The sequence below is a fragment of the Lysobacter olei genome (assembly GCF_054777355.1).
On sequence record NZ_BAAHAT010000001.1, the window covers coordinates 47,670 to 66,915 of the forward strand.

A 19,246-nucleotide genomic window follows, 5' to 3' on the forward strand; every position below is an offset into this window, starting at 1 on the left:
AGTGCGGCGACTCGGGCGCCATGGCCACGAAGGCCCCGCGCCGGATCGGGTGATCGGACTCATCCCATTGTGCCACGCCACGCCACGCCGCATCCGCCGCGGTGGCGACCGCGCGTTGAACGGCTGGACTGGCGCATTTCAAAGGTTGGCGCGCTTTCCAGCGCCGAGTCGGCGCCCGCCCCCAGCAACGCCATGGGCGCCACAGCGTGGCGCGACTTGTTCGCAAGCGCCGCGAAGGCTAGACTTTGCGACCCCGAGGCCGCTGCCCAGCGCCGTGGCTCCGGGACCCGGAGAGGTGTCCGAGTGGTTGAAGGAGCACGCCTGGAAAGTGTGTAAGCGTCTAAACCGCGCTTCGGGGGTTCGAATCCCCCTCTCTCCGCCAGATTCTTGAATGCGAGTCCCGCCCAGCAAGCCGCGCCCGTGCGCCGCTTTGCCCAAGCGAAGCCCCGCAGTCGCCTATGGTGGCCCCGTCGGCCCCTCGCGACGCTAGGTCGAAAACCCCGCCAGGGCCGGAAGGCAGCAACGGTATCGACTGACGCGGGTGCCGAGGCCAGCCGGCGGGGCTACCGCCTTTTCAGCCCCCGACTCCTGCCCAAGTCCCCGCACCAGACGGCCAGATTCTCAGACAGGATCGGCCCGCATGGCCGTGGGTTCCGCCAACGACAGGCACTCGTCCGGATGCGCCACGCGGTAGCCACGCGCGGCCAGCGTTTCGCCCTCTTCGCGGCTCGCGTAGTGGTACAGCACGCAGCGCGACAGCAGCGCGGCCGAATACTCGCGTTCAAGGTCCTCGATGCCGCTGTGCGACGGGTTGCCATGCAGCGCGCAGTCATGCGCGATCAATTCGCCGTCATCGGCCACCCGCCCCAGCACCTCGGGAATCGGCCGGGTGTCGCCGGTCCACACCATGCTGCCCTTCAGCCGCAGGCCGAAGGCGGTATCCGGCCAATGGTGTCGTGCCTGAAACACCTCCAGTCGCACGCCGTCATGCCAGAACGCCGCCCCGACCGGCACGATCTGGAACGCGTCCCAGAAATTCGCCCCGCCTTCGGCAAGCGCATTGGGATAGTCACCCACGCGCTGGTGCAGCAGCGGCACCACCGGTGCCGGAACGTACACGCGCACCTTCCCCCGCACGTCTGCGTTGAAGTAGCTCTCCACGAACAGCCGCTCAAACCCGCCCACGTGGTCCAGATGCGTGTGCGTGATGAACAGTGCGCGTGGCGCGTGGCCGTAGCGGGCGAGGAATGCGGTCAACCCTTCGGCGCCACAATCGATCGTCAGCCAAGGCACGCCATCACACTCGATGGTGGCCATCGCCGACCCCAGCTCCACCGCCGAGGCATTACCGACTCCTTGCAGACGCAGCGACCAGCCCATCAGGTGCCCCGGCTCCAGGCCATTTCGTAGGCGTTGCGCAGCCGCTGGAAGTCCCGTTCGACTTCGTCGACGGAACGGGCGCCGCGCAACTTCATCAAGGAGCGATGCAGGCGCTTGAGGTTGCCGCGTCGCCAGCCCGTGGCGGGGATGCGCAGCTGCCCCCGGTCGAGGTCGATCAGCCAGCCATTGCCGCCAGGATCAAACAGCAGGTTGTGGGCGTTCAGATCCGCGTGGTCCAGTCCCGCGCGGTGGCCGCGGGCGATCAGTCGCCCGGCCTCCTCCCACGGCGCACCATCCCCGGCCACCGCCGCCCGGTCCGCCAAAGAGCGGACGTCGTCCAGGCGATCCAGCAATATGGCGGCGGTGTAGAACATGCCTTCACGCCGGTAGTAGGCCGCCACCGGCCTCGGCACGGGCACGCCGCGGGCCGCCATCGCGCGGGTGAGGCGGAACTCGGCAAAACTCCGGGTTGCCACCGCGCCCCTCCACCAATACCGGTCCCGGCTGAAATGCGCCGCAACCCCTCCACGCAGGTAGCGGCGCAGCAGCACCGGCCCGAAAGGCGCATCGATGAACCAGGCACCACCCCGCCCCCCGCTCTCGACCGGCCGCGCGCGCGCGCCCCAGTACTGAGGGGAAAACCATTCCGGCGCGGCTTGCCGCACCCGTGTCGTGTCGAACAGAATCGCGCCGTATCCGCTGTCCTCGCGGAACGGAACCAATCCCTCGGCAGCGTCGTAGCCCGTCATATCCTCCGGAGTCTAACAATTCACGCCGTCTCTGCACCTGCATCGATTTGCATCCTGAGGCTATCGGCCCTGGGCGACGTCACGCACGTGGTGCCCTTGGTTCGCACGTTGCGCGCCGCCTGGCCTGCCACGTCCATTACCTGGGTCATTGGCAAGGGCGAGCATCGGCTGCTGGCCGGACTGGAGGGCGTGGAGTTCGTCGAATACGACAAAAAGACCGGGCTGGCAGGCATGCGCACGCTGCGCCGGCAGTTGGCGGGTCGCCGTTTCGATGTGCTGCTGCAGATGCAGGTCGCCGCGCGTGCCAACCTGCTGTCGGCGTTCATCCCGGCGCGTCGGCGCATCGGCTACGACAAGTCGCGATCCAAGGACCTGCACGGGCTTTTCATCAACGAGCGCATCCCGGACCGCCCGGGGATCCATGTACTCGATGCGCTGGGCAGCTTCTGCGAACCGCTGGGCCTGCGCCAGACCGAAGTGCGCTGGGACCTGCCGGTGCCGGCGGAATCGTTCGAGTGGGCCGGGGAGCAATGGCCAGACGACGGCCGTCGCACCCTGATGATCTCGCCCTGCTCCAGCCACGTGCTGCGCAACTGGCGCGCGGAACGCTACGCCGCCGTGGCCGACCACGCCATCGCTCGAGGGTGGCGCGTGGTGCTCTGCGGCGGCCGTAGCGAGCTGGAACGGCAGACGGCCGACGCCATCCTTGCCGCCATGCAGGGTACCGCGCTGGACCTTGTCGGCAAGGACACGCTCAAGCAGCTACCTGCGCTGCTGCAGCGCGCCGACCTGCTGATGACCCCGGACTCCGGCCCCATGCACATCGCCAACGCGATGGGCACCCGGGTGCTGGGCCTGCACGCGGCCAGCAACCCCGAGCGCAGCGGCCCCTACACCACCCGTCGCTACTGCGTGGACCGCTACGACGATGCGGCGCGCAAGTTCCGCGGCAAGCCGGCGACCGAGCTCAAGTGGGGCACCAAAATCGAGCACGAGGGCGTAATGGACCTGATCACGGTCGAGGACGCCATCGCCGCCTTCGAGCGATACGTCGCAGATTGCGCCGGCTGACCTCGAGCGGGGCCGGCACGTCACAGCATCAGGATGCCCACGAGCTTCTATAACGCCGACCACGCCGGATAAGGGAGTCGGACTGCGCAGTCATTGCGGAAAAGCCGGCCATGGATGGCCGGCGGCCCGACTCGCGGCAGGATGCCGCGACGGAGGGCTGGAGCAATGCCTGCGCAGGCCGACTCCCGCCCCTCCAGGCAAGAAAGTCAGGGCGCCGCAGCCCCCGACTTGTAATCCTCGTACGACTTCTCCTCGACGTAGCTCGACCCAAGCGCCAGGTTGATGTCCTTCTTGATCCGCGCGCGCTCGTCGTTCTCGAAATACACGCTGCGCGCCAGGCGAACGAACTCGTCGTCAAAGGCCTGCGCCTTTTCCTTGATGCGGATGTCGTCTTCGATCACCCACAGGCGCTCATTGACCGCCTTCAGGTCGGCACGCAGCTTGGCGATGTCATGACCGGCGGCCGGATGCGCCATCCAGGTCTTCTCAAGCGCGGTCAGCTCGTTGCGGACGTTGGCCAGCTTGGCCTCGTCGGACATGCGCTCGCTCTTGATCTGCAGGATCGCGATCTTGTCGAGCAGTTCGCCAAAGGACACCGGGACCAGGATTTCGGACATGTCGCCGCCGTTCATTCAGTGGGGGAAGGGCCACAGTTTAGCGCCGTCGCCCCCGGGCTTGCCGAAGTGGCTTTCGACCCGTATCATTCCCGGCTCACTGCACCCGGAGAGGTGGCAGAGTGGTTGAATGTACCTGACTCGAAATCAGGCGTACGTTTATAGCGTACCGAGGGTTCGAATCCCTCCCTCTCCGCCAGTTTTGCTGAAAAGGACCCCCCTCGGGGTCCTTTTCTTTTTCCCCCAGCCCGCTTTCGGGGCCGACCGCGCAATCTTCACCTTGCCCCGCGGCCGAAGGGGCCTGATGATCGCGTTATACGCAGCAAAGCCTGACAACGCGACTGGACATGATCGAATTCGGACACCTGACGCATGTCGGGCTTCGCCGTGAGCTCAACGAGGACACCTACTACGGGGACAGCGAGCTGGGCCTGTGGCTGGTGGCCGACGGCATGGGCGGTCACGACTATGGCGAGGTGGCCAGTGCGCTGGCGCGCGAGACCATCGTCCGCGAGGTCCGGGACGGCACGCCCCTCGCCCAGGCGATCCGCATTGCCGATGAGGAGATCATCCGCACCTCGCGCCGCCGCAACGATGCCCTGCCCATGGGGACCACGGTCGTCGCGGCACGCGTCAATGGCAGCCGCTTCGAGGTCGCGTGGGTCGGCGACAGCCGGGTCTACCTGTGGCGCGACGGCAACCTGGCCCAGCTGTCGCAGGACCACAGCTACGTGCAGGAACTGATTGCCAACGGAGCGCTGACCCAGGAGCAGGCGCGGAGCCACCCGCACCGCAACGTGGTGACCCAGGCACTGGGCGTCACGGACCCGACCAGCCTCAACGTCGAAACCATGACCGGCGAGCTGCGTCCGGGCATGCAACTGCTGCTGTGCAGCGACGGCCTGACCGAGGAAGTCGACGACCGCAATATCGCCCGGGTGCTGTCACGCAACGACTGCAGTGCGCAGGAATGCGTGGACACGCTGATCGCCGCGGCGCTCGACGGCGGCGGGTCGGACAACGTCACGGTCGTATTGGTCCGCAACCACTGAGCGGTCCGCCCGGCGCAGGGAGACCTCAAGCGCCCGCCTCACGGCCTCCCGCGCGGGCGCATCACGCGAGGGACGTCGCGGATGCCTCCAGCATCGCGTCCCACACGGCCTTACCGGCCTTCTTGCGCAGCTTCTCCAGTCGCGCTTCGTGCGCCGCCAGCTCCGCCTCGGTGACCAGCACGCGCGGTCGAGCCGACGATGCCGTGACCTTGAAGCTGCTCGCCGCGTTCACGGCGGACGCCTCCGCGCCCTCGCCAAACCCGATCTCGCCCTGGCCCGACGTCAGCGCGATGTAGACATCCGCCAGGATCTGGGCGTCGAGCAACGCGCCGTGCAACTGACGGTGGCTGTTGTCCACGCCCAGTCGCTTGCACAGCGCATCCAGCGAGTTGCGCTGGCCGGGGAAGCGCTGGCGCGCCAGCAACAGCGTGTCCTCCACCGTGGCGTGGTCGAGGATGCGCCCGTACTGCGGCCCTGCCAGGGACAGTTCGTTGTCGAGGAAGCCGACGTCGAAGGCCGCGTTGTGGATGATCAGTTCCGCGCCGCGGATGAATTCGAGGAATTCATCCACCACCTCGGAAAACACCGGCTTGTCCGCCAGGAACTCCAGCGTCAGGCCCGTGACCTCCTGCGCCCCCTGCTCGAAATCGCAATCGGGCTTGAGGTAGCGGTGGAAGTGGTTGCCCGTGGGACGGCGTTCGAACATTTCGACACAGCCGATTTCCACCACGCGGTTGCCGGACTTCCAGTTCAGGCCGGTGGTTTCGGTATCGAGGATGATCTGGCGCATGCGTCGGGGTTACTCGGGTTTCTCACGTAAAAAAAGTCGGCGCGGACAGGGTACCACCGGCCTCAGGCGCGGCTCGCCGCACGCGCCTTGAAGTGGATGGCCTGGTCGCGTGCGAGCGTATCCACACGCTCGTTGTCAGGGTCACCGGAGTGCCCCTTCACCCACTTCCACTCGATCTCATGACGTTGGGTGGCCGCATGCAGCCGCTCCCACAGATCACGGTTCTTGACCGGGTCGCCGCCGGCGGTCTTCCAGCCGCGCCGCACCCAGTTGCGCATCCACTCGGTGATGCCCTGGCGTACGTACTGGGAATCGGTGTGCAGGGTGATGATGCAAGGCTCGGTGAGCGTCTCCAACGCCATGATGGCGCCCATCAGCTCCATGCGGTTGTTGGTCGTGTCGGGCTCGCCGCCACTGAGTTCACGTTCCTTGCCCTTGTAGCGGAGCAGTGCGGCCCAGCCGCCCGGGCCGGGATTGCCGAGGCAGGCGCCATCGGTATGCGCCTCAACGGCCTTCTTCAAAGTTTGGGTCATGGGTCCATTATCGCCGGCTCGCGTCGCACTGGCTCGGATGGCCGCAATTGGCCTGTCTGCCAGCGCAGCGTGCGCAACGGGGAAGGCGGGATCATCGCGCGCACACGCTTGTTGACCGTCAGCGCGATGCCGGCACGCAGCCGGTCGGCGGCGCTGATCCCGCCGTCGCCATGTTCTACGCGCCAGCGGGGGCCGAGCCACTGAAGGCGGGCCGAATCAAACGCAAAGCCTGCGCGCCTCAGTGCGGCCTGCCATGCGCCCGGGTAGCGGGCGCGAAGCCCCTCGCCCGCCCAGCGCGCGCGGTAGGGACTCCATGGATTGAGTGCGGCCAGCCAGAGCGTCCCGCCCGGCGCGAGCACGCGCTCGCACTCACCAAGCATGCGGTCGACTTCCAACCCGTCGTCCAAGGCATGCTGGATCAGCACTGCCCCCATGGATTCACTGGGCAACGGCAGCGGAAAGCCGCATCGCACGGCACCCGCAAGGCCCGCCTCCGCCCGGTGCAACAAAAGGCCACGGCGACTCTCATTGGGCGGCGGTTCGGCCGCCGCCACCCCGATCCAGGTCCAAGGCAGGGCCGGGCAGGCGGCCAGCACCTGTGATCCGGCCGAATACTCCGCCGCGAGCACCCCTTGGCCCGCCAGCGTGCTGAACCAGCTCAGGCCCCTGCGCTCATCCGGTTGACGTGACTGCGCGAGCAAAGGCATGGTCGGCGGCGCGTCCACATGGTTGGGGTTGAGTCCCCAGTCTAGACCGTGGCGACGATCGCCGTCCGCCGGCGCGCACCCGCCCAGGATCCCGCTGATGCACCTCCGCCCCCTGCCCGCCTTCAACGACAACTACATTTGGGCGCTGTCCGACGAAGTCGGCCGCACTCTGTTCGTGGATCCGGGCGACGTCGCGCCGGTGCTCGCGGCCGCGGCCGAAGGATGGGAGCCGGCGGGCATCCTGATCACGCACCACCACCACGATCACATCGGCGGGGTCGCCGCGCTGCGCCAACGCTGGCCCGGCCTGCCGGTCATCGCGCCCAGGGATGATCGCATTGCCGACGCCACCCGACGCGTGTGCGACGGGGAGCATGTCGACATCGCCGGCTGGGGATTCGACGTGATCGAGGTACCCGGCCACACGCGCAGCCACATTGCCTTCCACGGGCATGGCGTCCTGTTCTGCGGCGACACACTGTTCAGCCTGGGCTGCGGCCGGTTGTTCGAAGGCACGGCCGCACAGATGCACGCCTCGCTGGCCCGGCTGGCCGCCCTGCCCGACGCAACCAAGGTGTGCTGCGCCCACGAATACACCCTCGGCAATGCCGCCTTCGCCACGACCGTGGATCCGGACAACCCCGACCTGCAGCGACGCGTGGCCGAGGCCATCGCCCAGCGCCAACGCGGCGAGCCTACCCTGCCCTCCACCGTGGGCAGCGAGCGTGCCTGCAACCCCTTCCTGCGCGTCGAGGACGCCGCGATTCACGCAGCGGTCGCACGCCACCTGGGCCGTTCACCGGAGGGCGCGGTGGACACCTTCGCCGGGTTGCGGCAGTGGAAGGACGACTTTCGCGGATGACGTGCTTCCGCTTCTTCCGCATCGCGACCGGCGGCCTGCTGCTGGCGCTGACTTGGGTCGTCTCTGGGGCGTTTGCCGGCCCGATCTCACCCCGCGCTGCGGACAACGGGATCGACACCGATGCCGGCGATGCGAAAAGCCGCAACGCGATCAATGGACAGGACGTTTACCGGCGTTTCCGGGACGGCCTCGCTGACCGGACCTGCGAACCCGGCGCCAGCGCGCGCTGGAAGCAGCATTTTGCCCACGCCCCGAAACGCCTCGCCCACCGCGACGACGATGCGCTGCCCCTGCTGGGCTACGTCGTGGAGGCACTGGCACGGGCCCACCTGCCGACCGAATACGCGTTGATCCCGTTTGTCGAAAGCGGCTATCGGCCGGCTGCCCGCAGCCCGGCCGGTCCGACGGGCCTCTGGCAGATGGTGGCACCGACCGCACGCCATCACCGGGTTCCCATTCGCCCCGGCTATGACGGCCGCCTGTCACCCGTGGACTCGACTCGCGCCGCCGTGCGCTACCTGCGAACCCTCCACGGCCTCTTTGACGGCAACTGGAAGCTGGTGGTCATGGCCTACAACGCCGGTGAGCACCGCATCCTCGGCGCGGCAAAGCGCACCGGCCGCAAGCCGGCATCCATCGACCCGGACGACCTCACCGGACTGCCTGCCGTTAGCCGCGCCTACCCCCGGAAACTGCACGCCCTGTCGTGCCTGCTGGACCAGGCCGACGAGCGCGATGGTTGGCGGGCCGCACTCAACCGCCCTGTGCCTCACCTGGGGGACGTCACGCTGCCTGACAGCGCCACTGACCTGCGCGATTGGGCCCGCGCCAGCGGCCACGATCCGGAGCTGGTGGCCCGTCTCAATCCGGCCCACGCGGGAGGCCCGCTGCGAAGCAAAGATCGGCGTATCCTCGCCCCCGTTGCCCTCGACGCGGATCCAGACGCCAGCGAATAGGTAGCCCCCGACCCGCCGGCAGGGCAAACTAGAGTCTTTGCTCGACCGTGCTGACGGTCATCGCCCCACTACGAGGTAAGTCCATGGGTTTCCTGCAAGGCAAGCGTGCACTCATCACCGGCGTCGCCAGCCAGCGCTCCATCGCCACCGGCATTGCCGAGGCCATGCGCCGCGAGGGCGCCGAACTGGCGTTCACCTACCAGACCGAGAAGCTCAAGTCGCGCGTCGAAGACTGCGCGAAGGAAAACGGCTCGGACATCGTGATCCCGCTGGACGTGGCCTCCGATGAGCAGATCGACGCCTGCTTCGCCGAACTGGGCAAGCATTGGCCGGAAGGGTTCGACATCCTCGTGCATGCCATTGCCTACGCCCCGCGCGAAGCCATCGACGGCGAGTTCCTGGACGGCCTGACCCGCGAGAACTTCGCCATCGCGCATGACATCTCGGCGTACTCGCTGGCCGCGCTGGCCAAGGCCGCGCGCCCGATGATGAAGGACCGCCACGGCTCGGTCCTGACGCTGAGCTACCTGGGTGCCGAACGCGCGCTGCAGAACTACAACGTCATGGGCGTGGCCAAGGCCAGCCTCGAGGCCACCGTGCGCTACCTGGCGCTCAACCTCGGCCCGGAAGGCATCCGCGTCAATGCGATCTCCGCCGGTCCGATCAAGACCCTGGCCGCCGCGGGCATCGCCAACTTCCGTAAGATGCTGGGCCACTTCGAGAAGTACGCGCCGCTGCGTCGCACCGTCACCATCGAGGACGTGGGCAACACCGCCGCGTTCCTGTGCTCGGACCTGGCCGGCGGCATCACCGGTGAAGTCACCTACGTCGACTCGGGCTACAACATCCTGGGCATGACCGGCATCGGTGACGAAGACTGATCGCTTCGTCGGCGGGCGATCCTGCCGCCGATAGCGTCAATGCAAAGGCCCGCCCATTGGCGGGCCTTTGTTGTTCTGGCTGCCAGGCCAACGCTTTGACATCCATTGGCGAGCCACAGCTTGGCGCGGCGAATTCGGAATGACCGCGCGCGAAAGCGCTTCACTCAGAAAAGCAAAGGCCCGGCGATATGCCGGGCCTTCGCTTAACGCATATCGACGGCCATGCTCGTCAGAGATTGGCCTCGACCACTGTCACCTTCATCTGCTTGCGCAGCTGGCGGGACAGCGCGTCCGCGTCACCCATGCCACGCGCCGTCGACAGCTGCTGGCGCAGCATCGCGCGCTCCTGGGGCGAGGCTTCGGCCGGGTTGCCCGGCTTGACCGCCTGCACCGCGAACAGCGCGATACGCCCGTCATCCATCGCGAGCTTGCCCGGGGTCGTCGCGCCCGTCGCCGGCGCCTTGGCCGAGAAGATGGCGGCATTGACCTTGGGATCGGGAATCGGCATGCCGCGGCGCAGGCCCGGCAGCGCCTGCGGTGCCGGCAGTTGCTTCGAGGCAGCCACCGCCTCCAGCGTTTCACCGGCCGTGATGCGCGCCACCAGCGCGTCGGCTTCCTTCAGCGCCGCCTTCTGCGCACGGTCCGCACGGACGGCCGCAACCACCTGGTCGCGCACCTGCGCCAGCGGCAGGGCACGTTCCGGCGTGTGGTTGGTGACACGGATCAGGACGCTCTGGTTGGGGCCGATCTCGATCGGATCACTGACCGTGCCGTCCTGCACCAGCACCTCTGAAAATGCAGCGCGCTTCACGGCGGCGTGGACGAAGATGCCTTCACTGGAGGCATGCGACACGGGGCCGAGGGTCAGCACCGGCAGGCCCACTTCGCGCGCCGCTGGCGCCAGCGACGAGGGGTTCTTGTAGACCAGGTCCACCAGTCGCGTCGACAGTTCGTTGAACGCACGCTCACGATCGGCCTGCGCCTGTTCGGCGGCCAGGGTCTCGCGCACCGCTTCGAACGGCTGCTGCGCGCTGCCCTTCACCTCACGCAGCTGGATCACGTGCCAACCGAACGCGGACTTCACCGGGCCGCTGATCTCGCCCGCCTTCAGGCCAAACAACGCGCCCTCGAAGCTGGGGTCCATCATGCCCTTCGCCACCCAACCCAGGTCGCCACCGGTCGCCTTCGAACCCGTGTCGTCGCTGTTCGCCCGTGCAATCGCCGCGAAATCCGCACCCGCGGCCTTGGCCTGCGCAGCCAGCTGGGCGGCCTTGGCTTCAGCGGCCTTCTGCGTGGCTGCATCGGCGCCCTCGGCGACCTGCACCAGGATGTGCGACGCGAGACGCTCCTCGGCGCCCGCGAACTTGGCCTTTTCCTGCTCGTAGCGCTGGCGCAGCGTGGCCTCGTCGGCCGGCGCCGGGGCCGGCAACGTGGCGCCATCCAGCGTCACGTACTCCAGGCTCACCGTCTCTTGCGCGCGGTAGTCCGCACCATGCCCGTCGTACCACGCCTTGATCTCGGCATCGGTGACCGGCGCGGTGTCCGGAGCCGGCGGCGGCATGATCAGTACGCTTGCATCACGGGTTTCGCCCAGCACGCGCATGAAGCGGTCCAACTCGGCATCGGTCACGAAGTTGCTCTGGGCGATGCCCGCCACCACCAGCGACTGGCGCAGGCTTTCGCGCACCGTGTTCTCGAAGTCACGCGGCGTCTGCGCAGGCACGCCCGAGGCAAGTGCCAGCTGGTAGCGTTCGGGATTGAACTTGCCGTCCACCTGGAACGCGGACACTTCCTGGATCGCCTCGCGCACCTGGGCGTCACTGACCTCCAGGCCCGCGCGCTCGGACGCCATGCCACGCAGCTTCTCGTCGATCATCGACTCGAGAATCTCGCGCTTGTTGGCCACGCTCTCGAACGCCTTGGCATCGAACGCCTCGCCGTCCTGCTGGCGGCGGCGCTGGCGCTCCTGTTCGAAGCGCGCACGAAATTCCTCGGAGGTGATCTTGTCGTGGTGCCAGAACATCGACACCGGCCACCATGACGGCGCACTGGCCCACCACGTCGGCGGCACGTCGACCTTGGCCACGGCGTCGTCGGTGCGCTGGACCATGTAGTCCTGGAGGCCGAACAGGGCGAAGGGAATGATCAGCAGGCCAAGGATCACCGTGGCGAACCAGCCGGAAGTCTTGTCGCGGAGTGTTTGCAGCATGTCCGGGAAAGAGGAAGACGGAAGCCGGACAGTGTAACCCGGCTTAACCGCGGAATCTGGCGCGGCGCAAAAGGCGGTGCGACCGAGTCAATCGGGCGACGGCGGTGGGTGGCGGTGGAAATCCCGATCGAGCTGAAGGCGTGGGCATTTCCACCACGCAGGCTGACATTCGAGCCAGAAGAACGCGCAAAAACAAAGGCGCCCTTGCGGGCGCCTTTGGCGAAACTGGCGGAGTGGACGGGACTCGAACCCGCGACCTCCGGCGTGACAGGCCAGCATTCTAACCGACTGAACTACCACTCCGCGCTTCAAACTCGAGACCGATATTCTGCAGTACTTTTTCTGTTTTGGGAAGAGCCCGATTCAGAATTTTTTGCAGAAATTTTTCTGTGTACTGCCGGATGCTGTGGTGGGTGCTGAGGGTTTCGAACCCCCGACCCTCTCCGTGTAAAGGAGACGCTCTACCGCTGAGCTAAGCACCCAACTGACTGACCAGACCGAGGCCCGGTCAGCGAGCCGCTTAGTTTACAGCGTCCTTCAGTGCCTTACCAGCCTTGAACGACGGGTTCTTCGAGGCGCTGATCTTGATGGTCTCGCCCGTCTTCGGGTTGCGGCCCTGGCGGGCAGCGCGCTTGCGGACTTCAAAGGTGCCGAAGCCCACCAGCGTGACGGTCTCACCCTTCTTCAGGGTCTTGGTGATCACGCTGATGACTGCGTCGACAGCGCTGGCAGCGTCGGTCTTGGACAGCTCGGCAGCGTCAGCGACAGCAGCAACAAATTCGGCCTTGTTCATTCTTTTGGACTCCGTGTGCGGATGTGACCGCATTCTCTTGAGAACCGGGGCTGCCTGTCTCGACAGTGCAGTCCCCGATCGACCTTGCCGCGCAATAGGGACGCGCGGTTGCGCCCGTTATACCAGCGGCATATTGCCCCCGCAAGCCGCAAACCTAATAACGGCGCGGCTTCCAGAGGATTTTTCTCGCGCGCGACGCGCGGCGGGCGTCAGTGTTTGACGCTCGCCTGCGTACCCGACTTGCGTGCGCGCTTCACCGTCGCAGGCTTTTCGCCTGCGGGCTTGGTCGGCCCCACGGGGCGCTCCAGCGCGATGTCGAGCACCTCGTCGATCCAGCGCACCGGGATGATCTTCAGGCCCTGGGTCACCGCCTTGGGCAGGTCCGCCAGGTCCTTCTTGTTCTCATCCGGGATGACGACGGTGCGGATGCCGCCACGCAACGCGGCCAGCAGCTTTTCCTTGAGGCCACCGATGGGCAGCACGCGGCCGCGCAGGGTGATCTCGCCGGTCATCGCCACCTCGGCCTTGACCGGGTTCTTGGTCAGCATCGACACCAGCGCGGTGGCCATGGCGATACCCGCGCTTGGGCCGTCCTTGGGCGTGGCGCCTTCGGGCACGTGCACGTGCACGTCATGCTTCTGCAGGAAGTCCAGGTCGATGCCGAGGTGCTCGGTGCGCGCGCGCACCACGCTCAACGCCGCCGATGCCGACTCCTTCATCACGTCGCCCAACTGGCCGGTGAGCAGCAGTTGCCCCTTGCCCGGCACCAACGTGGATTCGATCTGCAGCAGGTCACCGCCAACCTCCGTCCACGCCAAACCGGTGACCAGGCCGATCTCGTTCTGCTCCTCGGCACGACCGAAGTCGAAGCGCTGCACGCCCAGGTACTTCTCGAGGTTCTTGGAGTTGACCTTGATCGCGGTGTCCTTGGCCTTCTTCGGCTTCGGGCCCGCGAGCGCGATCTCCTTCACCACCTTGCGGCAGACCTTGGCGATCTCACGCTCCAGGTTGCGCACGCCGGATTCGCGCGTGTAATAGCGCACGATGTCGCGCACCGCGCTTTCGTCCACCTTGAGTTCGCTTTCCTTCAGGCCATTGGCCTTGATCTGCTTGGGCAGCAGGTAGCGCATGGCGATGTTGAGCTTCTCATCCTCGGTGTAACCGGGGATGCGGATCACTTCCATGCGGTCGAGCAACGGGCCGGGGATGTTGAGCGAGTTGGAGGTCGCGACGAACATCACCTCGCTCAGGTCCAAGTCGACCTCGAGGTAGTGGTCGTTGAACGCGTTGTTCTGCTCAGGGTCGAGCACTTCCAGCAGCGCCGAGGACGGATCGCCGCGGAAGTCCATCGACATCTTGTCGATCTCGTCCAGCACGAACAGCGGATTGCGGCTGCCGACCTTGTTGAGGTTCTGGACGATGCGGCCCGGCATCGAGCCGACGTACGTGCGGCGATGGCCACGGATCTCGGCCTCGTCACGCACGCCGCCGAGTGACATGCGCACGAACTTGCGGTTGGTGGCCTTCGCGATGCTCTGCCCCAGCGAGGTCTTGCCCACGCCCGGCGGGCCGACCAGGCACAGGATCGCGCCCTTCATCTTGCTCACGCGCGACTGCACCGCGAGGTACTCAAGGATGCGCTCCTTGACCTTCTCCAGGCCAAAGTGGTCGGCATCGAGCACGTCCTGCGCGGCCTTGAGGTCCTTGCGGATCTTGGTGCGTTTCTTCCACGGCACGCCGAGCAGCCAGTCGAGGTAGTTGCGCACGACAGCGGCTTCGGCCGACATCGGCGACATCTGCTTGAGCTTGTTGAGCTCGGCCTTGGCCTTGGCCTCCACCGGCTTGGGCATGCCGGCCTCGGCGATCTTGCGGGTGAGCTCGTCGATGTCATTGGGCGCCTCGTCGCTCTCGCCGAGCTCCTTCTGGATCGCCTTCATCTGCTCGTTGAGGTAGTACTCGCGCTGGCTCTTCTCCATCTGCGACTTCACGCGGCCGCGGATGCGCTTTTCCAGCTGCTGCACGTCGATCTCGCCATCCACCAGGCCGACGAGCTGTTCCAGGCGCGCGCCGATGGCGTGCGTCTCCAGCAGCTTCTGCTTGTCGACCAGACGCACGCCCAGGTGCGCGGCGATGGTGTCCGCCAGCCGGCCCGGCTCCTCGATGCCCTGCAGGGTCTGCATGAGCTCGGGCGGCAACTTGCGATTGGTCTTCACGTACATCTCGAACTGACCCATCAACGCACGGGCGATGGCTTCCAGTTCACGTTCGGGGCGGTCGACCTCTGGCGCCACTTCGTGCGCGCGGCCGGTCAGCGTGCCGCGGGTCTCGCTGACCGCGTCGACCTGCACGCGCGAGACGCCCTCGACCAGCACCTTGATGGTGCCGTCGGGCAGCTTCAGCAGTTGCAGGACGTGCGCCAGGGTGCCGACGCGGTGCAGGTCGTCCGCACCCGGGTCGTCGGTCTCGGCGGCCTTCTGCGCGACCAGCAGGATGCGCTTGTCGGCCTCCATGGCCATGTCGAGCGCCTTGATGGACTTCTCGCGCCCGACGAACAACGGAATGACCATGTGCGGGAACACGACGACGTCGCGCAGGGGCAGCACCGGCAGGTCAAGCGTTGCGCCGGCAACGGGCTCACGGGGCGTGGATTCGGTCATGGTGCTCTCCGGGGGGACGGCAGGGTCGGACGGCGGGCGCCCTTCCACAGGAAAAACGAGGGGCGCTTCAGCCCTATGGCCTCGGTTATGGGGGCCTCGGCGCGGGTATGCAAGCGCGACGTTGAGTGACACCCCACCCCGACTGCAAACCCGTTCAGGAACATGGACTTGCAAACGAGGACGCCGCCCAGAAGGGCGGCGTCAGGACTGCGCAGGAACCCGTCCCGGCCCGCTTGCGCGAACCGGGCGGCCAGCCGGGCGGGTCAGTCGCCCGCAGCGGCCTTCGGCGCGGCGGCCGGCGGCGTCTGGTAAATCAGATACGGCTCGGACTTGTGGTCAATGACCGACTCGTCCACCACCACCTTGCTGACGTTCTCCAGGGACGGCAGGTCGTACATGGTGTCCAGCAGCACGCCTTCGACGATCGTGCGCAGGCCTCGTGCGCCGGTCTTGCGCTTGAGCGCCTTGCGGGCGATCGCGGTCAGCGCGTCCGGGCGGAACTCCAGCTCCACGCCTTCCATCTCGAACAGCTTCTTGAACTGCTTGGTGATGGCGTTCTTCGGCTCGGTCAGGATCTTGACCAGCGCAGTCTCGTCCAGCTCCTCCAACGTGGCGACCACCGGCAGGCGACCGACAAACTCGGGGATCAGGCCGAACTTGATCAGGTCTTCCGGCTCGACGTCGGCCAGGATCTTGCCGGTGTCGACCTTGCGCTCGGCGCTCTTGACCTTGGCGCCAAAACCAATACCGCCGGCCTCGGTGCTGCGCTGCTGGATCACCTTCTCCAGGCCGGCGAACGCGCCACCGACGATGAACAGGATGTTGCGCGTGTCGACCTGCAGGAACTCCTGCTGCGGGTGCTTGCGACCGCCCTGCGGCGGTACGCTGGCGATGGTGCCTTCGATCAGCTTCAGCAGCGCCTGCTGCACGCCCTCGCCCGACACGTCACGGGTGATGGACGGGTTGTCGCTCTTGCGCGAGATCTTGTCGATCTCGTCGATGTAGACGATGCCCTGCTGCGCCTTCTCGACGTCGTAGTCGCACTTCTGCAGCAGCTTCTGGATGATGTTTTCCACGTCCTCGCCCACGTAACCGGCTTCGGTCAGCGTGGTGGCGTCGGCCATGGTGAACGGCACGTTGAGCATGCGCGCCAGCGTCTCGGCCAGCAGCGTCTTGCCCGAGCCGGTCGGGCCCACCAGCAGGATGTTGGACTTGGCCAGTTCGACCTCGTCGTTCTTCTGCCGGCTCTCGATGCGCTTGTAGTGGTTGTAGACCGCCACCGCCAGGGTCTTCTTGGCGCGCGACTGCCCGATCACGTACTGGTCGAGGACCTCGAGGATCTCCTTGGGCTTGGGCAGGTGGCTCCGCGCCGACTGCGCCTTCTCCTCGAGTTCCTCGCGGATGATGTCGTTGCAGAGCTCGACGCATTCGTCACAGATGAACACGCTCGGGCCCGCGATCAGCTTGCGGACCTCATGCTGGCTCTTACCGCAGAACGAGCAGTAAAGGATCTTGTTGCTGTCGCCGGTACCGCGGCTTTGTCGCTCGTCGCTCATGCTTCTGCCTGTTGTTGCTCAAGTCCCCTGCCCGGCCCGTTCACGGGGCTGGGAGGGTGCTTCGGCCCGAGAATAGCACAGGGCCCCGGCCCGCCAAGGGGCCGGTTCCCGAACCGGGAAAACGGGGGAACGCCCGGTGTGACGGGGCGATAAAGGGGGCTTGCCGTGCCATCCAATCCGGGGGACCGGCCGGTGGATCAGGCCGCCTGGACCGACTCGTCCGGACGGCGCTCCAGCACCTGGTCGACCAGGCCGTACTCGCGGGCCGCCTCGGCGCTCTTGAAGTTGTCGCGCTCGGTGTCGCGCGCGATGGTCTCCAGCGGCTGGCCGGTGTGCTTGGACAGGGTCTCGTTGAGGCGCTGCTTCAGCGACAGGATCTCGCGGGCGTGGATGTCGATGTCTGTGGCCTGACCCTGGAAGCCGCCCAGCGGCTGGTGGATCATCACGCGCGAGTTCGGCAGCGCGTAGCGCTTGCCCGGGGCGCCCGACGCCAGCAGTAGCGCGCCCATCGAGGCGGCCTGGCCGACGCAGATGGTGCTCACGTCCGGCTTGATGTACTGCATGGTGTCGTAGATGGCCATGCCCGCAGTGACGATGCCGCCCGGCGAGTTGATGTACAGGCTGATGTCCTTCTCGGGGTTCTCGGCCTCGAGGAACAGCAGCTGGGCCACGATCACGTTGGCCATGTAGTCGTCGATCGGGCCGACGAGGAAGATCACCCGCTCCTTCAGCAGGCGCGAATAGATGTCATACGCGCGCTCGCCGCGGCTGGTCTGTTCGACCACCATCGGGACGAGGTTCAGGGCTTGGGTTCGGTAATCCATTCGATGGCACCTGTGGAAACTGTGGGGCGTTGCGACCAAATTGGGGCCGACGCGTCGAAAGCGCAAGTGGTGCCCTGCCATCCATGGGTTGTCCGCTTGGGCGGACGACCGGGGTGGGCAAGGACAAAGGGCGCCCCGGGGGCGCCCTTCCTGCCCATTCGCCCGGCGCGAAGCCAGGCGGGGAACGGGTGTTCCGGCGCGGCGCACGCCTTGAGGCGCGACCGCGTCGCGGCCGTTACTGGCGGATCGCCTCGCTGAACGACATCGCCTGCTCGGTGTGCTGGGCGCGCTCGGCGATCCAGTCGATCACCTGCTCTTCCATCACGCGGCTCTGCAGGCCAGCCATCAGCTGCTGGTCGTTGCGGTACAGCTCGATGACCTGCTGCGGCTCCTCATAGGTCGAGGCGATCAGCTGCAGGGTCTCGTTGACGCGCTTCGGGTCCAGGCGCAGCTCGTTGCGGCGGGCCACTTCGCCGACCAGCAGACCGACCAGCACGCGCTTGCGGGCGGCGTCCAGGTAGTTCTGGTACATGTCGGCCGGCACTTCGCCGACGTTGCGGCCGGCGCGCTGGGCCTGCTCGACCACCTGGGCGGCCATGCCGCGGGCTTCGTTCTCGACCAGCTTCGGCGGCAACTCAACGTGCGCGTAGGCGGCAATCAACTGCTCGCCGACTTCACGGCGCAGGCGGGTCATCAGCGCGCCCTTGAGCTCGCGCTCGAGGTTGCTGCGGATGTCCTTGCGGAACTGTTCGGCATCGCCGCTCTTCACGCCGAAGCTCTTGATGAAGGCCGCGTCCACTTCCGGCAGCACCGGCTCGGACACTTCCTTCACCTGCAGGGTCACGGCGACCTTCTTGCCGGCAAACTGCGGCACGCGCCAGTCGGCCGGGAAGTCCACGTCGACGGTCTTTTCGTCGCCGGCCTTCATGCCGGTCAGCGCGGTTTCAATGGCCGGGAACATCACGCCCGAGCCAATGGCAGTGGCGCCACGCTCGGCGCCTTCGGCCGGCAGGCGCTCGCCGTCGACCACGGAGAAGGTCTCCAGGCCGACCAGGTCGCCTTCCTTCGCCTCGCGCTCGACCTTGTTCCAGGTGCGGCGCTGCAGGCGCAGGTTTTCCATCATCGTGTCGATGTCGGCATCGGTGACTTCGGCGGTGTGGCGCAGGACCGTCAGCTTGCTGACGTCGACGTCGCCAAAGTCCGGAACCACTTCGAAGGTTGCGACGAAGTTGAGGTCGCCCTCGCCCTGCACGATCTGCGGGTTGCCAGCGATCTGCAGCGCGTTGTCGCGCACGGCATTGCCGAAGCTCTCGCGCAGCAGGCCATCCATCACCTCGGCGCGGACCTGCGGGCCAAAGCGCTGCTCGATCACGCTGGCCGGTACCTTGCCCTTGCGGAAGCCCTTAAGGTTGGCACCGCGCTGGATTTCTTTCAGGCGACCACCGACGACGGTCTCCAGACGGTCGGCCGGGAGGGTGAAGGTGAGGCGACGTTCGAGATTGCCCAGCGATTCGACCGAAACTTGCATATCCACTCCTGCAACCACGGCTGCCTGCCGCGGCACGATGTTGTTGATCTGGCGTCAGGGCCCGGGCACGGCATTGCGCCTCGG

The 19,246-nt window shown here is 66.7% G+C and carries 17 protein-coding genes, 4 tRNA genes and 1 other RNA gene; 8 read left to right on the top strand and 14 right to left on the bottom strand.

From position 1 onward, the window contains the following. Positions 1-289 precede the first annotated feature (289 nt). Both ACYVBS_RS00250 and ffs read left to right on the top strand, forming a co-directional pair. Positions 290-382, top strand: a tRNA-Ser gene (locus ACYVBS_RS00250). An 85-nt stretch (positions 383-467) separates the two neighbouring features. Then, positions 468-564, top strand: an RNA gene (ffs, locus tag ACYVBS_RS00255) — signal recognition particle sRNA small type. Between the two features lie 57 nt (positions 565-621). On the opposite strand, the gene ACYVBS_RS00260 is transcribed toward ffs, so the two are convergent. Continuing rightward, positions 622-1,380 carry an MBL fold metallo-hydrolase gene (locus tag ACYVBS_RS00260; protein ID WP_460821060.1) on the bottom strand — a complete coding sequence of 253 codons (759 nt, stop codon included), beginning with the start codon at positions 1,378-1,380 and terminating at the stop codon, positions 622-624. Then, positions 1,380-2,129 (bottom strand): 3-deoxy-D-manno-octulosonic acid kinase, encoded by a 750-nt coding sequence (locus ACYVBS_RS00265; RefSeq protein ID WP_460821061.1) that lies wholly within the window; start codon positions 2,127-2,129, stop codon positions 1,380-1,382. Before ACYVBS_RS00265 ends, ACYVBS_RS00260 begins: the two co-directional genes overlap by 1 nt. Before the next feature lie 45 nt (positions 2,130-2,174). On the opposite strand from ACYVBS_RS00265, the gene ACYVBS_RS00270 reads away from it, so the two are divergent. Beyond that, positions 2,175-3,200, top strand: coding sequence for a glycosyltransferase family 9 protein (locus ACYVBS_RS00270; RefSeq protein ID WP_460821589.1), 1,026 nt, complete (start codon positions 2,175-2,177; stop codon positions 3,198-3,200). A gap of 206 nt (positions 3,201-3,406) precedes the next feature. On the opposite strand, the gene ACYVBS_RS00275 is transcribed toward ACYVBS_RS00270, so the two are convergent. Then, positions 3,407-3,817, bottom strand: coding sequence for a DUF6165 family protein (locus ACYVBS_RS00275; protein WP_460821062.1), 411 nt, complete (start codon positions 3,815-3,817; stop codon positions 3,407-3,409). A 105-nt stretch (positions 3,818-3,922) separates the two neighbouring features. Between ACYVBS_RS00275 and ACYVBS_RS00280 the strand changes: the two genes are divergently transcribed. Together ACYVBS_RS00280 and ACYVBS_RS00285 are read left to right on the top strand one after the other, a co-directional pair. Further along, positions 3,923-4,013, top strand: a tRNA-Ser gene (locus ACYVBS_RS00280). 148 nt (positions 4,014-4,161) lie between these two features. Next, complete coding sequence (locus tag ACYVBS_RS00285; RefSeq protein WP_460821064.1) at positions 4,162-4,866, top strand: PP2C family protein-serine/threonine phosphatase; 705 nt, start codon at positions 4,162-4,164, stop codon at positions 4,864-4,866. A 61-nt stretch (positions 4,867-4,927) separates the two neighbouring features. On the opposite strand, the gene dnaQ is transcribed toward ACYVBS_RS00285, so the two are convergent. The 3 genes from dnaQ to ACYVBS_RS00300 all read right to left on the bottom strand — a co-directional run bounded on the left by dnaQ (position 4,928) and on the right by ACYVBS_RS00300 (position 6,896). After that, positions 4,928-5,656: a DNA polymerase III subunit epsilon gene (gene dnaQ, locus ACYVBS_RS00290; RefSeq protein ID WP_460821066.1), complete on the bottom strand. Its 729-nt coding sequence runs from the start codon at positions 5,654-5,656 to the stop codon at positions 4,928-4,930. A gap of 62 nt (positions 5,657-5,718) precedes the next feature. Further along, positions 5,719-6,189 carry a ribonuclease HI gene (gene rnhA / locus ACYVBS_RS00295; RefSeq protein WP_460821067.1) on the bottom strand — a complete coding sequence of 157 codons (471 nt, stop codon included), beginning with the start codon at positions 6,187-6,189 and terminating at the stop codon, positions 5,719-5,721. After that, positions 6,186-6,896 (bottom strand): methyltransferase domain-containing protein, encoded by a 711-nt coding sequence (locus tag ACYVBS_RS00300; protein ID WP_460821069.1) that lies wholly within the window; start codon positions 6,894-6,896, stop codon positions 6,186-6,188. Before ACYVBS_RS00300 ends, rnhA begins: the two co-directional genes overlap by 4 nt. A 97-nt stretch (positions 6,897-6,993) precedes the next feature. Between ACYVBS_RS00300 and gloB the strand changes: the two genes are divergently transcribed. The 3 genes from gloB (at position 6,994) to ACYVBS_RS00315 (ending at position 9,595) form a co-directional block, all read left to right on the top strand. Beyond that, positions 6,994-7,758 (top strand): hydroxyacylglutathione hydrolase, encoded by a 765-nt coding sequence (gene gloB / locus ACYVBS_RS00305; protein ID WP_460821070.1) that lies wholly within the window; start codon positions 6,994-6,996, stop codon positions 7,756-7,758. Beyond that, positions 7,755-8,714, top strand: a complete 960-nt coding sequence (locus ACYVBS_RS00310; protein ID WP_460821072.1) for a lytic transglycosylase domain-containing protein — start codon at positions 7,755-7,757, stop codon at positions 8,712-8,714. Before gloB ends, ACYVBS_RS00310 begins: the two co-directional genes overlap by 4 nt. Positions 8,715-8,797: 83 nt before the next feature. After that, positions 8,798-9,595: an enoyl-ACP reductase FabI gene (locus tag ACYVBS_RS00315; protein ID WP_460821073.1), complete on the top strand. Its 798-nt coding sequence runs from the start codon at positions 8,798-8,800 to the stop codon at positions 9,593-9,595. Between the two features lie 229 nt (positions 9,596-9,824). Here ACYVBS_RS00315 and ACYVBS_RS00320 read toward each other — a convergent pair whose 3' ends face one another. The 8 genes from ACYVBS_RS00320 to tig all read right to left on the bottom strand — a co-directional run bounded on the left by ACYVBS_RS00320 (position 9,825) and on the right by tig (position 19,162). Then, a complete protein-coding gene (locus tag ACYVBS_RS00320; protein ID WP_460821074.1) occupies positions 9,825-11,804 on the bottom strand; it encodes a SurA N-terminal domain-containing protein in 1,980 nt (659 codons plus the stop codon). A 226-nt stretch (positions 11,805-12,030) separates the two neighbouring features. Beyond that, a tRNA-Asp gene (locus tag ACYVBS_RS00325) sits at positions 12,031-12,107 on the bottom strand. Between the two features lie 104 nt (positions 12,108-12,211). Beyond that, positions 12,212-12,286, bottom strand: a tRNA-Val gene (locus ACYVBS_RS00330). Between the two features lie 38 nt (positions 12,287-12,324). Next, positions 12,325-12,597, bottom strand: coding sequence for an HU family DNA-binding protein (locus tag ACYVBS_RS00335; RefSeq protein ID WP_460821075.1), 273 nt, complete (start codon positions 12,595-12,597; stop codon positions 12,325-12,327). Between the two features lie 209 nt (positions 12,598-12,806). After that, positions 12,807-15,254, bottom strand: a complete 2,448-nt coding sequence (lon, locus tag ACYVBS_RS00340; RefSeq protein WP_460821077.1) for an endopeptidase La — start codon at positions 15,252-15,254, stop codon at positions 12,807-12,809. 263 nt (positions 15,255-15,517) lie between these two features. Continuing rightward, positions 15,518-16,810, bottom strand: a complete 1,293-nt coding sequence (gene clpX / locus ACYVBS_RS00345; RefSeq protein WP_460821079.1) for an ATP-dependent Clp protease ATP-binding subunit ClpX — start codon at positions 16,808-16,810, stop codon at positions 15,518-15,520. A 197-nt stretch (positions 16,811-17,007) separates the two neighbouring features. After that, on the bottom strand, positions 17,008-17,634 hold the full coding sequence (clpP, locus tag ACYVBS_RS00350; RefSeq protein WP_460821080.1) for an ATP-dependent Clp endopeptidase proteolytic subunit ClpP: 627 nt from the start codon (positions 17,632-17,634) through the stop codon (positions 17,008-17,010). A gap of 235 nt (positions 17,635-17,869) precedes the next feature. Next, complete coding sequence (gene tig, locus ACYVBS_RS00355) at positions 17,870-19,162, bottom strand: trigger factor (RefSeq protein WP_460821081.1); 1,293 nt, start codon at positions 19,160-19,162, stop codon at positions 17,870-17,872. Between the last annotated feature and the right edge of the window lie 84 nt (positions 19,163-19,246).

What these genes read in the sequence shown, in the direction of transcription:
- rnhA (WP_460821067.1), bottom strand. Translation starts at nt 6,189, where the DNA reads ATGACCCAAACTTTGAAGAAGGCCGTTGAGGCGCATACCGATGGCGCC.
- ACYVBS_RS00300 (WP_460821069.1), bottom strand. Translation starts at nt 6,896, where the DNA reads ATGCCTTTGCTCGCGCAGTCACGTCAACCGGATGAGCGCAGGGGCCTG.
- ACYVBS_RS00315 (WP_460821073.1), top strand. Translation starts at nt 8,798, where the DNA reads ATGGGTTTCCTGCAAGGCAAGCGTGCACTCATCACCGGCGTCGCCAGC.
- clpP (WP_460821080.1), bottom strand. Translation starts at nt 17,634, where the DNA reads ATGGATTACCGAACCCAAGCCCTGAACCTCGTCCCGATGGTGGTCGAA.
- ACYVBS_RS00265 (WP_460821061.1), bottom strand. Translation starts at nt 2,129, where the DNA reads ATGACGGGCTACGACGCTGCCGAGGGATTGGTTCCGTTCCGCGAGGAC.
- ACYVBS_RS00335 (WP_460821075.1), bottom strand. Translation starts at nt 12,597, where the DNA reads ATGAACAAGGCCGAATTTGTTGCTGCTGTCGCTGACGCTGCCGAGCTG.
- clpX (WP_460821079.1), bottom strand. Translation starts at nt 16,810, where the DNA reads ATGAGCGACGAGCGACAAAGCCGCGGTACCGGCGACAGCAACAAGATC.
- tig (WP_460821081.1), bottom strand. Translation starts at nt 19,162, where the DNA reads ATGCAAGTTTCGGTCGAATCGCTGGGCAATCTCGAACGTCGCCTCACC.
- gloB (WP_460821070.1), top strand. Translation starts at nt 6,994, where the DNA reads ATGCACCTCCGCCCCCTGCCCGCCTTCAACGACAACTACATTTGGGCG.
- ACYVBS_RS00285 (WP_460821064.1), top strand. Translation starts at nt 4,162, where the DNA reads ATGATCGAATTCGGACACCTGACGCATGTCGGGCTTCGCCGTGAGCTC.
- dnaQ (WP_460821066.1), bottom strand. Translation starts at nt 5,656, where the DNA reads ATGCGCCAGATCATCCTCGATACCGAAACCACCGGCCTGAACTGGAAG.
- ACYVBS_RS00275 (WP_460821062.1), bottom strand. Translation starts at nt 3,817, where the DNA reads ATGTCCGAAATCCTGGTCCCGGTGTCCTTTGGCGAACTGCTCGACAAG.
- ACYVBS_RS00310 (WP_460821072.1), top strand. Translation starts at nt 7,755, where the DNA reads ATGACGTGCTTCCGCTTCTTCCGCATCGCGACCGGCGGCCTGCTGCTG.
- lon (WP_460821077.1), bottom strand. Translation starts at nt 15,254, where the DNA reads ATGACCGAATCCACGCCCCGTGAGCCCGTTGCCGGCGCAACGCTTGAC.
- ACYVBS_RS00260 (WP_460821060.1), bottom strand. Translation starts at nt 1,380, where the DNA reads ATGGGCTGGTCGCTGCGTCTGCAAGGAGTCGGTAATGCCTCGGCGGTG.
- ACYVBS_RS00320 (WP_460821074.1), bottom strand. Translation starts at nt 11,804, where the DNA reads ATGCTGCAAACACTCCGCGACAAGACTTCCGGCTGGTTCGCCACGGTG.